The 11,552-nt window shown below is 72.2% G+C and carries 9 protein-coding genes; 5 read left to right on the forward strand and 4 right to left on the reverse strand.

Features of this window, described 5'->3' with window-relative positions; translation table 11 throughout:
- Window positions 1-298: 298 nt before the first annotated feature.
- Window positions 299-868, reverse strand: coding sequence for a TetR/AcrR family transcriptional regulator (locus ACWEK3_RS13840; RefSeq protein ID WP_450537830.1), 570 nt, complete (start codon window positions 866-868; stop codon window positions 299-301).
- Between the two features lie 217 nt (window positions 869-1,085).
- On the opposite strand from ACWEK3_RS13840, the gene ACWEK3_RS13845 reads away from it, so the two are divergent.
- The gene (locus tag ACWEK3_RS13845) at window positions 1,086-2,237 is read left to right on the forward strand and encodes a S1 family peptidase (RefSeq protein ID WP_450537829.1); all 1,152 of its coding nucleotides are present in this window, start codon (window positions 1,086-1,088) and stop codon (window positions 2,235-2,237) included.
- A gap of 149 nt (window positions 2,238-2,386) precedes the next feature.
- On the opposite strand, the gene ACWEK3_RS13850 is transcribed toward ACWEK3_RS13845, so the two are convergent.
- Window positions 2,387-3,598: an FAD-dependent oxidoreductase gene (locus ACWEK3_RS13850; RefSeq protein WP_450537894.1), complete on the reverse strand. Its 1,212-nt coding sequence runs from the start codon at window positions 3,596-3,598 to the stop codon at window positions 2,387-2,389.
- Between the two features lie 689 nt (window positions 3,599-4,287).
- Here ACWEK3_RS13850 and ACWEK3_RS13855 point away from each other — a divergent pair.
- Entirely contained in the window at window positions 4,288-5,019 is a 732-nt protein-coding gene (locus ACWEK3_RS13855) for a L,D-transpeptidase family protein (RefSeq protein ID WP_450537828.1), read from the forward strand.
- Between the two features lie 28 nt (window positions 5,020-5,047).
- Here ACWEK3_RS13855 and ACWEK3_RS13860 read toward each other — a convergent pair whose 3' ends face one another.
- Complete coding sequence (locus tag ACWEK3_RS13860) at window positions 5,048-5,503, reverse strand: ATP-binding protein (protein ID WP_390724798.1); 456 nt, start codon at window positions 5,501-5,503, stop codon at window positions 5,048-5,050.
- 240 nt (window positions 5,504-5,743) lie between these two features.
- Between ACWEK3_RS13860 and ACWEK3_RS13865 the strand changes: the two genes are divergently transcribed.
- Window positions 5,744-6,583 (forward strand): ABC transporter ATP-binding protein, encoded by an 840-nt coding sequence (locus tag ACWEK3_RS13865; RefSeq protein ID WP_450537827.1) that lies wholly within the window; start codon window positions 5,744-5,746, stop codon window positions 6,581-6,583.
- Between the two features lie 375 nt (window positions 6,584-6,958).
- Here ACWEK3_RS13865 and ACWEK3_RS13870 read toward each other — a convergent pair whose 3' ends face one another.
- Window positions 6,959-8,911, reverse strand: coding sequence for a DUF1996 domain-containing protein (locus ACWEK3_RS13870; RefSeq protein ID WP_453249770.1), 1,953 nt, complete (start codon window positions 8,909-8,911; stop codon window positions 6,959-6,961).
- Window positions 8,912-9,468: 557 nt separating this feature from the next.
- On the opposite strand from ACWEK3_RS13870, the gene ACWEK3_RS13875 reads away from it, so the two are divergent.
- Complete coding sequence (locus ACWEK3_RS13875) at window positions 9,469-11,115, forward strand: multicopper oxidase family protein (protein ID WP_450537825.1); 1,647 nt, start codon at window positions 9,469-9,471, stop codon at window positions 11,113-11,115.
- A 161-nt stretch (window positions 11,116-11,276) separates the two neighbouring features.
- Window positions 11,277-11,471 carry a hypothetical protein gene (locus tag ACWEK3_RS13880; RefSeq protein ID WP_450537824.1) on the forward strand — a complete coding sequence of 65 codons (195 nt, stop codon included), beginning with the start codon at window positions 11,277-11,279 and terminating at the stop codon, window positions 11,469-11,471.
- Window positions 11,472-11,552 lie beyond the last annotated feature (81 nt).

Genomic DNA, 11,552 nt, shown 5'->3' on the forward strand with positions numbered 1-11,552 from the left:
GCGCGCAGCCCCACACGAGCCACGTGCCCGCACGACCGACGCAGAGGCGCCGCAGTCATGCAGGAGCAACAAGGGTGCACGGCCCGCCGCCGAACGCGCGCCATCCGCCAGCGACCCGATTCAACCGACGCGGAGGCCCCGCGGAGATGCGCGGCCCGCAGGCGTACGTCGGCCGCAGGCGCGGAAGCGCCGCAGGCGTACGCGGGCCTCAAGCACGGAACCGCCGCAGGCGTACGGCTCGCTGCCGGGCGCGTGGCGCCCACGCGCAAGTGGCCCGCGCGCGTCGCGGCGGGGACGTTCACTTCGGCGGCCAGGTGCGCAGCATCGTGTCGAGGCGGTCGAGGATCCAGGTCCAGGTTTCGTGCGGGGCTGGGGCGCTGTGGGCGAAGCCGCCGGCCAGTTCCAGGCTGACGTAGCCGTGGAAGACGCTGCCCAGGAGCCGAACGGCGTGGGTCTCGTCCGGCTCGGCCAGGTCGTAGCCGCGCAGGATCGCGCGGGTCATCTGCGCGTGCCTGCCCCCGGCGCTCACGGCGGCGGTCTCCGGGTCCAGCCGGAGCCGCGCCGCCGCGTAGCGGCCGGGATGCTCCCGGGCGTAGTCGCGGTAGACGTTCGCGAAGGCGGCGAGGGCGTCCTTGCCGGCCCGCCCGGCCAGCGCGTCGGCGGCCCGGTCCGCGAGTTCCTCCAGGGCCAGCAGGGCGATCCGCGTCTTGAGGTCCTGGGAGTTCTTCAGGTGCGAGTACAGGCTCGCGGCCTTGACGTCGAACCGCCGGGCGAGGGCCGAGACGGTCACGTGCTCGAAGCCGACCTCGTCCGCCAGCTCCGCCCCCGCCCTGACCAGGCGTTCCGTGGTCAACCCCGCACGCGCCATGCCGCTCCTCCCACCCGAGCCTCCAAGAACCTGAAGCCATTGAATATCTGCCTAAGCCCATTAGGCAAACGGGACGGCGGACGAGTCAGCGCGAATCCCAACATTGGCATGGACCTGATCACATGGTCCCGCTAAGCTGCTCCCCGACCCGGTTGAGAGCGCTCTCAGGTCGCGGTTGTTCCACCCCCACCTCGCTGGAACGACGAAGGGCACCCCTGTGAGACGCACCAGACTCCACCGCGTGGCCGTGGCCGCACTCTTACTGCTCGGCAGCTGGGCCGTGGCGGGCACCTCGCCGGCCGGTGCGGCGACCCCCGCCGCCGCACCCGCCCCCTCCCACGGCCTGCTCCAGGCGATGCAGCGGGACCTGGGACTCTCCGCGCAGCAGGCCGAGGCGCGGCTGGCGGCCGAGCGCACCGCCACGGCCGCGGAACCGAAGGCCCGCGCGGCCGCGGGATCCGCCTACGGCGGCTCGTGGTTCGACGACGAGACCGGCCGGCTCACCGTGGCCGTCACCTCCGGCGCCTCCGACTCGACCCTGCGCGCCGTCCGGACCACCGGCGCCACCGTCCGCACCGTCCAGCACAGCGCACGGCAGCTGGACACGGCCAAGGCCCGCCTCGACGGCACGTCGGCACCCCAGGGCGTGAGCGGCTGGCGGGTGGACCCGAAGGCCAACACGCTGGTCGTGGACGTCGTCAGCGCCGCGCGCTCCGACAACGATGTCCAACGCTTCCTCTCCCAGGCCCGCGCGGCCGGCCCCGTCACCGTCCACACGGTCTCCGCACCGCCGCAGACCTTCGCGGCGGGCACGGTCGGCGGCGACCCCTACTACACCGGCAACGTCCGCTGCTCCATCGGCTTCTCGGTGTACGGCGGCTTCGTCACCGCCGGACACTGCGGCCAGCCGGGTGCCGGGGTGAGCGGCTGGGACGGCTCCTACATCGGCACCTTCCAGGGGTCCTCGTTCCCCGACAACGACTACGCCTGGGTCAGCGTCGGCAGCGGCTGGTGGACGGTACCGGTGGTCCTCGGCTGGGGCACCGTCCCGGACCAGTTGGTGCGCGGCTCCGCCGTGGCACCCGTAGGCGCCTCGGTCTGCCGCTCCGGCTCGACGACGCACTGGCACTGCGGCACCGTGCTGGCGCACAACGAGACGGTCAACTACAGCCAGGGCGCCGTGCACCAGCTGACGAAGACCAGCGTGTGCGCCGAACCGGGCGACTCCGGCGGCTCGTTCATCAGCGGTGACCAGGCTCAGGGCGTCACCTCCGGAGGCTGGGGCAACTGCTCCGGCGGCGGGGAGACCTGGTTCCAGCCGGTCAACGAGATCCTCAACCGCTACGGACTGACCCTGCACACCGCCTGACCCGCACTGGCGAGGGGGTTCCGGCCGGGCTCGGCCGGAACCCCCTTCGCGGCGAGGCAACGGGCCGCGCACGCAGTCAGGGGACGGCGGCGGGCCGCGCACGCAGTCAGGGGACGGCGGCGGGCGCGGTCAACGGCCGGCGGGCACGGTCATCCGGCGTCGGCCACCTGGCGGACCCTGTCCCGGGCGACCCGGGCCGCGGCGTACCCGGTGCCGGCGACGAAGCGCATCATCGGCCCGAACATCGGGGCGGCGAGCGATCCGGTGAAGTACAGGCCCGGCACCGACGATTCGAACCCCGGGCTCAGCCGTGGTGCCCTCGAACCCGGCACCTGCCTGAGCGCACGGCGCACCGCCGGCGACAGGAACGGAACGGCGTCCAGGTCCAGACGGTAGCCGGTGGCGGCCAGCACATGGTCGACGTCGAGCGCCTCCGCCACACCGCCCGGCCCGGCGACGTCCAGCCGTACGACGGACCCGGCGGTCTCGGCCCGTACGACCCGGCTCGAGGTGCGCACCGGCACCACGCCCTCGACCCGGTCCCGCAGCCACCAGCCGCCCGACGGCCGCAACGCGCGCCGGAACAGCAGCAGTCGGGCCGCGGCCGGCAGATGCCGTACCGCGCCGGGGGCCCGGCAGACCGCGGCCAGGATCCAGCCCGTACCCAGGGGCGAGTCGGGCCTGCCGATCCGCCGCGCCCAGGACCTGGCCTGTTCCGGTACCGTCCCCCACAGCAGGCCGCTCTCCCGGACCAGCACCTGCGCCCGCGCACCGGACTCGTGGAGCAGCGCGGCGCTCTCCAGGGCGGACTGGCCCCCACCGACCACGGCGACCCGGCGGCCGGCGTACCGGGACAGGTCGGTGTGCTGGCTGGTGTGCGACACCGGCGCTTCGGGCCCCGGGCCTTCGGGCACGAGGCCTCGCAACTCCCCGGGTATGTGGGCCAGTCCGTTCAGGCCGGTGGCCACGACCACGGCGGCGGCGGCGAGTTCCTGTCCGTCGTCCAGCCCTACGGCGAACCCCGTACCGGACGCGGCCAGGTCGACGGCCGCCACCCGGGCCGGCTCCACCTCACCGACGTACTGCTTCTGGAACCACTGACCGTAGCGTACGAACACCTCGCACGGGATGGGCGTCAGTTCGGTCAGCTCCGGCTCGCCGTGCACCTGGAGGAAGTCCGCCAGCCGCCCGCCCGGCTCCGGTGCGGACAGATCGACGGCGTCCGGCGTCGACTTAAGGAACATCCCGGTCGCCATGGCGTGCCGCCAACTGCCCATGACCTCCCCGAAGACCCGCACCGGGACCCCCGCTCCGCGCAGGTGCGCGGCGACCGACAGACCGTACGGCCCCGCCCCGACCACCACGACCGGAAGCGCTCGGCGCCCCCGCTGCGCTCCCCCGTGGGCAGGCCGTTGCCCCGGAAGCGACTGCGTCATGCATCCCCCCGCTGGTCCCCTCGCCGCCTTCCCCAAGGCCGGCGTGACACTCCGGGATGTGCGCGCCGGCAGAGCACCGCCGCACGTCTCCCCCCTCCGCCGCTCAGTGTTACCCATCGACCGGTGCCGGAATGCGATATGGGGGCACGTTGCCAAAAATTGGGAGAAGCGTTGACCGGCCGCACCGCGCGGGCCTCGACGAGATGGAGAACGAACACCCGGCTCCCCTCCTCGCGGCGGAGGACGGGAGCCGGGTGTTCAGGACCTAGCGGTCCGTGGCGGCGGGAGAGCCGACCGCGGGTGGTGCGGTCATCAGCTTCCCGAACAACGCCATACAGGTGGAACAGTGTCCAGCCCGCTGTGCGCTCGCGCCGTCGACGTGCTGACCCAGTTTCTGGCCGCACAGGGTGGTGGTCCTGTGCTTGGCCATGACGTGCCAGACCAGAGCCCCACCGGGCTTCTCTACTCCTGCACACATCTCATACATGATCGGCTCCACTCCCTCGATGGACGCCTCTCTCACTCAAGGAGATACCGAGTGGGCCATCCGCACGCAGCCACGGACGGCCATTCAGGTGAAAAACGCGACGGGGGGCGGTGCCATCATGGAGCCCATGCGAAAAGGCGGAGCGTTGCGGACGGCGGCCGTGGTGGCGGCCGGTGGGGCGCTGGCGATGTCCCTGACGGCCTGCGGCGACCCGGGCCACCGGCGCGCGGCCGGCCACGGCGGGCAGGCGGAGCACGTGCCCGGACGCGACGCGTCCACGAGGCGGGTGCCGGGCATCGGTGGCAGGATGTGGCATCGGGTGCCGGCCGGGTCCCGCCAGGTGGTCGCGGTCTACGGCGCGGGCCAGGACTCCCCCGACTCGACGGTCGAGCTCTTCACCGAGCACGGCTCGCGCTGGGAGCGGACGGCTTCCTGGCCGGCCCACAACGGCAGGAAGGGCTGGACAACGGACCATCACGAGGGCGACCAGCGCACACCGGTGGGGGTGTTCACGCTGAGCGACGCCGGCGGCGTGCTCGAGGACCCCGGGGCCGGACTGCCGTACACCCGGTCCGCCGCGTTCCAGGCTCCCCGGTACTGGACGAAGAACGCCTGGCACGACTTCGACTACGTCATCGCCATCGACTTCAACCGCGTCAAGGGAACGCCGCCCAACGACCCCGCCCGGCCGGAAGGACAGTCCAGGGGCGGCGGCATCTGGCTGCACATGGACCACGGCAGCGGCACGTCCGCGTGCGTGACCCTGCCCAAGTCGGCGATGCGGTATCTACTGCGCTCCCTCGACCCGCGTCACCACCCGGTCGTGGTCATGGGGGACAAGGCGGAACTCGACGCCTGACGCCGCGGGGCCGCCGGCCGGTGCCACCTCAGGAGCGCGCGGCGTCGAGCAGGTTGACGCGGGCGATGACGCGTTTGCCCACCGGCTCGCGCCGCACCTCGAACCGCTCCACCACGGCCATCACGATCTCCAGACCGTGCTGGCCCACCCGCCCCGGATCCGCGGCCCGGGCCACGGGCAGCACCGGATCGCTGTCCCAGACCGCGATGTCCACGGCGTCACCGGCGATCCGCAGGTCCATCAGGATGGGGCCGGAGGCGTACTTGCGGGCGTTGGTGACCAGTTCGCTGACCACGAGCTGGGTCAGGTCCAGGGCCCGGTCCGAGACCGTCAGCCCGTGGCCGGTCCGCGCCCGGCCCAGGAACTCGGCTGCGAGATGGCGGGCCTCGGCGATGCACGCGCCGTCGCCGTCGAGGGCCGCCGCCACGCGTATCACGCCGGTGTCCGGCGTCGGCTCTTCGTCACCGAGGAGGACGGATTCCATCCCAACCGCCTTCACCACCCTCTTCACGGCGTGCACATACCCCTCTTCCTGCCGGGCACGCATGCGGCGTTCGTGTCGGCTTCGTCACAGGGGCGACCGCCCGGCGCGGCCCACCGGGCGGTGATCCGGCGGCGGCCTCGCCGCGTCCACGACCCGGACAGCTCGGCGACAAGGTGCCGGATGCACCTACCGTTCGTGGTGCCGGTCGAGCGACGGCCTCGACGCCGAGGGGAGCCCAGGATGGCCGAGGACACCGCAGAGCGGACGACGCGGGAGCCCGGTACCGTCGTCGCCCTCCGCGAGGTCGGCGTCCGCCGCTTCACGACCGGGCAGGTGATCCTCGACGGCGTCGACTGGACGGTGCGGGCGGGACAGCACTGGGCGCTGCTGGGCGCCAACGGCGCCGGGAAGACCACGCTGCTGCGGCTGCTCGGCGCCCTGATGCACCCCACGACCGGCAGCGTCGAGGTCCTCGGCGAGCTGCTGGGCCGCGTCGACGTACGGGAACTGCGCGCGCGTATCGGACACGTCACCACGGCGCAGCGCGTGCCCGCGGAACTCGACGCCCACACCGTCGTGCTGACCGGTCGCACGGGCACGGTGCAGCCGCTGTGGCGGATGTACGACGACGAGGTGCGGCAGCGCGCCCACGAACTGCTGGCCGAGTTGGAGATCAAGGACCTGGCCGACCGCCCGTACGGGGTCTGCTCGGGCGGGCAGCGGGCGCGCGTCCTCATCGCCCGGGCCCTCATGGCCGAACCGGCGCTGCTACTCCTCGACGAGCCGTTCAACGCCCTTGACCTGCCGTCCCGCGAGGATCTGGTCGAGGCCATGCACCGGCTCGCGCAGGGGCGGCCGCGGCTCGCCACCGTGACGGTCACCCACCACCTCGAGGAGCTGTCCCCCGCCGTCAGTCACGCCCTGCTGCTGCGCGAGGGCCGGCTCCTGTCCCAGGGTCCCGTCGAGGACGTGCTGACCGGGCCGTGGCTGACCGCGTGCTTCGGCCGCCCGATCGCGGTGAACCGGCACAAGGGCCGCTGGTGGGCCTATTCCGGGCGGCCGAGCCCCGGGAGCGCGTGAAGCGGGGAGCCCTCCGATCCGTCGTACCAGGTGGTCCGATGGCGCTTTCCCCTACCCGAAGTAACGTGATCAACTTTGGCTCCGGGCTTTTCTCTCCAGTCACATCGGGCGCACCGTGCCGCCCGACCCCCGTGTGAAGGATCCCCATGCCGTCTCCAGACGCTGCTCTGCAGCAAGCGCGTTCCGACTACCAACAGCACATGAAGACCTGTCGCCAATGTCATGCGCATGACATCTCCTGCGCCGTCGCCAAGCACCTGATGCGCATCTACAACAACGCCCGAAGAGGCCTCGCCCGCGCCGAGTGACACCAAGGGACGGTGGTGGGACCACGAGACCGGTCCCACCACCGCCCCTTCGCGGCCTGTGGCGCCGTCAGACGGTGCCGCGCCTGATCCGCCGCAGCAGCACGAGGCCCGCGGTCACGAGCACCGCCCCGGCGGCCACGGGCCACAACCGGGCACCGGTCTCGGCCAGGCTGCCCCGGACGGCCTGCGGTTCGGTCTGCGAGCCGGCCGCCTGGCCGTTTCCGCCGGGAGCCGGTGTGTAGGCGGGCGTGCCCACCTCGCCGCCGCTCGCGGCACCGGTCGCGCTCGTGGTCGCGCCACCCGTGGCACTCCGCTCGGCCGCGCCCGAGGTGTCGGCCTTCGGTTCCACCGCACCGCCCGCGGGCTCCGCGGACTTCTCACCCCCGGCGTCGCCCGTGTCCGTCCCGGTCGTGCCGCCGTCGTCGGTCCGGCCCGCGCCCGTATTCGCTCCCTTGTCGGCGCCCTTGTCGGCGCCGCCTCCGGGCCGCGCGCCCGAGGTCTGCGTCGGCTTCGCCTCGGGCTCCCGCGGCTTCTGCGACTCCTGCGGCTCCTGCGGTTTCTCCGGCTGCTCGCCGGACTCCGAGCCCTGGTCGGCGCCGGCGCCGCACTGGCGGCCGCTGTTGACGCAGTCGACCAGCCGGCGCATCAGGTCGTCGTCGAAGACGTTGATGAAGTCGCCGTGGTCCGTGCCCGGCTTGTGCAGTTGTTCGGGGAAGGAGTCCACGGCGAACAGCGGGGTGGTTGCGCCACCATCGTCCAGGCTCGGGGCGTCGACGCCGTAGACGATGCGCTGCACGAGCTGCGGGATCGCCCGGAATCCGTCCGGGCAGTTGCCGTCGGCGTCGGCGAACGCCACGTGCGTACGGTGGTTGGCGCTGTCGGTGTTCCGGCCGTCCCAGCAGCTCTGGAACCTGAAGGTGCGCACCACGTCGCTGCCCCCGGGGCAGAGCGGGTACTTGTCCTTCAGTTGCCGGTCCTCGAAACCGGTGCAGGACCAGGAGGCGTTGGCGTTGGCGGGGCCGTTGACGAACGCCTTGGCGTCTCCGGTGATGATGCGCAGGAAACGCGGCATCGCCGTCACCTTGCCGCGCGGACTGCCCTCGAAGGACAGCGTCACCTGCTTCGGCGTCACGATCCTGCCCGCGTTGCCCTCGGTCCCGCCGCCGGGGGCGTCGGCGTCCCGCTCCCGGGTTCCGTCCTGAAGGCGCAGCACGGGCCAGTAGTACGTGGACTTGTCGCCCTTGTCGGCGCAGCTCGTGTCACCGTTCGCCAGGTCCTGGTCACTGGCGAAGGCGCTGTTGGCCTGGTTGCCGATGTAGTCGTGGAAGTGGTGGGCGCCGTTGGTGACGCCGGGGGCGACGATCACGTTGTCCGAGTTGAACAGGCCGCCCTCGTTCACTCCGCAACTGGAGGCGAAGCTGCCGCGTGCGGCGTCCGCTTCCTCACGGGGCTTTCGCACGTCGGGCTGCACGGTGGTGATGTCCGCGTAGTCCGCGGCCACGGGGCCGTTGCCGGCCTGGCCTCCGCCGTCGGCGCCCTGCTGCGGTTCCTGCTGCCCCTCCCCCTGCGGGCTCTGCTCCTGACCGGCCTGCTCCTGACCCGCCTCCCCGCCGCCGTCCTGGGTGCCGGAGGTGCGCAGGGTGCAGGCCGCGAGGCCGTCGAGCCCCTCGGGGGGCTCCCCGGCCCGTTCGATCGCCTCGGCGATGGTCCCGATCGTCGCGGCCCTCTGCTCCTTGAGCGGACTGACAATCGTGTTCTCCACGGCGCCCACGTCGAGCCGCCCGTCCTGAACCGCGTCCTGCATCTGCTGGTACGCGCTCGCGATCTGCTGGTCCAGAAGCGCGAGTTGCTCGTCGACGGTCGCCTTCGCCTCCTGCGGCACCGCGGTCAGCCCGGCTCCGACGTCCGGGCAGTCGATCGTGGCACCTCCCGCCGCCGGGCTCTGGTCGCGGCCCGACTCCCCGGCGGACCGCACCGTCGACGCGTCCTCGGTGGCGGAGGCGTACACGTTGGCGACCATCAGCCCGCCTCCGCCCAGGATGAGCGCCATCGCGCCGAGCGTGGCGCGTCGCGGGCCCGTGGGGCGTCTGCGCGTGTTGCGTCTCACCGAACTTCTCCTACGCATCGTGGCCGGCCAGGAATGTGAATCCCCCCGCCCCATACGGAGTTCGGCCCGGGGATGTTCAAGCGCCCCGCGGATTCCCCGCATCGCACGGCCGGCGACGATCAGCGCCTCGCGGATCGGCGTGTGGTGCGAACGCCCGTTCGGCGGGCAAGACGAAAGCCCCACTCCCATCACGGGAGTGGGGCTTGTCCACGAGCGCCGGGCAGGCCTTGCACCTGCATCTCCCCGCAGGAAGCGGGGCGTCTTTCCTTGGACCACCAACGCACAGCCAACCACCGGGAGTTCCGGTGACTCGCTCAAGATCGAGCATAGCGCACATGCCCGGACCCGGCACGTCGCCGCGCGGGCCATGCCCCATATCGCCGCGCCGCCAAGGCAATGGTTGCCGAGATCACCAGACGCGCCGCGCCAGTTCTCCCACATATCGGCGCAAAACGTGTGTTATTCGAGTCATGCACACATATACGCGGCGCACCTTGCTCAGCGCCTCGGTCACGGCTGCCGCTTCGGGACTCCTGACCGCCTGCCACGGGGCCGACTCCGACTCGAGGTCCGCTCGGGGCTCTGGGCAGAGCTCGGGGTCCGCGCAGGGCCCCGGGACCATCGAAGGCTTCCGCCCGTTCGTTCCCAAGGGACCCAAGGGGTACGTGAACCCGTCAGACCCGGAGGTCCTGGCCGCCGAGCGCAAGCGCGGGGCCGGGCGGGTTCGCAAGTACAAGTTCACCACCCGGGAGACGTCGTTCGACGTGTCCGGCAAGACCGTCAAGACCTGGGCGTACAGCGACAGGATCCCGGGCGAGGCGGTCCGGGCCACCGCGGGTGACATCCTCGACCTCACGCTCGTCAACCGCCTGCCCGTGGGGACGACGGTGCACTCGCACGGTGTGCGCCTGCGCTGCGACATGGACGGCGTGCCGGGACTGACCCAGAGGACCATCAAGCCCGGTTCGGAGTTCAACTACCGTTTCGTCGTGTCCCACCCCGGCACGTACCTGCTGCATTCGCACGAGGGCATGCAGCTCGACCGCGGCCTCTACGCACCGCTGATCATCGACGACCCCAAGGAGCCCTTGTCGTACGACAAGGAGTGGGTGGTGGTCCTGGACGACTGGCTGGACGGCCTGGCCGGCTCCACTCCGGATGGCGTGCTCGCGCAGCTGCAGAAGGTCAAAGGCCCCATCCCCAAGGGCATGCATGGCATGGACATGGGCGGCGGCGGCCACGGCGGGCATTCGGCCCCGCAGGGCTCGTCCCACGGCCCCGACCGCATCCTGCGGCGCGGTCTCAGCCGCATCCTGCAAGGCATGGGCGGCAACGTCGACTACCCCTACTACCTGATCAACGGCCGTGTCCCGCACGCTCCGTCGGTCTTCCGGGCCCGTCCCGGCGACCGCATCCGGGTCCGGTTCATCAACGCGGGTGCCGACACCGCCTTCCGAGTGGCCCTGGGCGGTCACGAGATGACGGTGACGCACACGGACGGCTACCCGGTCGAGCACCGTACGACGGACGCGCTGGTGATCGGCATGGCCGAGCGCTACGACGTCGTCATCACCGCCAAGGACGGGGCGTTCCCCCTGGTCGCGCTGGCCGAGGGCAAGAACGCGCGCGCCCTCGCCGTACTGAACACCGGAAAGTCCAAGAACCTACCCGCGCCCTCCGTCCACCCCAACGAGCTGGACGGCCGCTTCCTGTCCGCCTACGAGCTGGCCCCCGCCGACTCGGTGGCGTTCTCCGACGACGAGCCGGACCGTGAGATCAAGATCAAACTGACCGGCAACATGAAGTGGTACAACTGGAGCTTCGACCGCAGGCCGTACTCGGTCGAGCAGCGCCATCCGATCCGCCGGGGCGAGCGGGTCCGGATCACCTTCCTCAACCACACCGGCATGTGGCACCCGCTGCACCTGCACGGCCACACCTTCGCCATCACGGGCCCGAAGGGCCGCGGAGCCCGCAAGGACACCGCGATCGTGTTGCCGCACGACAGGCTGGTGGTGGACTTCTACGCCGACAACCCGGGCCTGTGGATGCTCCACTGCCACAACCAGTACCACTCCGAATCCGGGATGATGACCATCCTCGGCTACCTCAAGTGACCGAAGCGCCGAGCGGCCGCTGCGGACGCCTCGCGCGGCCGGGCCGGCCGGGGTGCTGTTCGCGCTGCCGCTCGCGGCGGCGATCGTCCTGATCCGGCTGGGGATTCCCGAGGGCGCGGAAGCGGTCACCTTCCAGAGGTCCACCGGCTCCGCGCGGTGCGGTGCGGGCGGCACCGGCTCTCCTGCCGTTCGCCGCCATGTTCGGGGCGGCCGCGGCCGCCGACGCGGTGCTCACGGTCGCGCACCCGCCCGGCGCCTCCGACGGGCCCGCCGCCCGGGACTTCGGCCGCCGCTTCGCGTGCACACTGACGCCCGGCGGCCGCCGGGCGCCGCCCGGTGTCGCGCAGGCCGCTTGACTCGGCCCCGTGGCGCCGGCCCGTGCCGCGCCGCCCCGTCACTCCATCGGCGGGCCTTGACGCGCGGGGAGAGCCCCGGGG

Source organism: Streptomyces sp. NPDC004721 (assembly GCF_053601495.1).

Coding starts and splice junctions, on each gene's coding strand:
- ACWEK3_RS13860 (WP_390724798.1), bottom strand. CDS start 5,503: ATGGAATCCGTCCTCCTCGGTGACGAAGAGCCGACGCCGGACACCGGC.
- ACWEK3_RS13875 (WP_450537825.1), top strand. CDS start 9,469: ATGCACACATATACGCGGCGCACCTTGCTCAGCGCCTCGGTCACGGCT.
- ACWEK3_RS13840 (WP_450537830.1), bottom strand. CDS start 868: ATGGCGCGTGCGGGGTTGACCACGGAACGCCTGGTCAGGGCGGGGGCG.
- ACWEK3_RS13865 (WP_450537827.1), top strand. CDS start 5,744: ATGGCCGAGGACACCGCAGAGCGGACGACGCGGGAGCCCGGTACCGTC.
- ACWEK3_RS13855 (WP_450537828.1), top strand. CDS start 4,288: ATGCGAAAAGGCGGAGCGTTGCGGACGGCGGCCGTGGTGGCGGCCGGT.
- ACWEK3_RS13870 (WP_453249770.1), bottom strand. CDS start 8,911: ATGGTCGCCAACGTGTACGCCTCCGCCACCGAGGACGCGTCGACGGTG.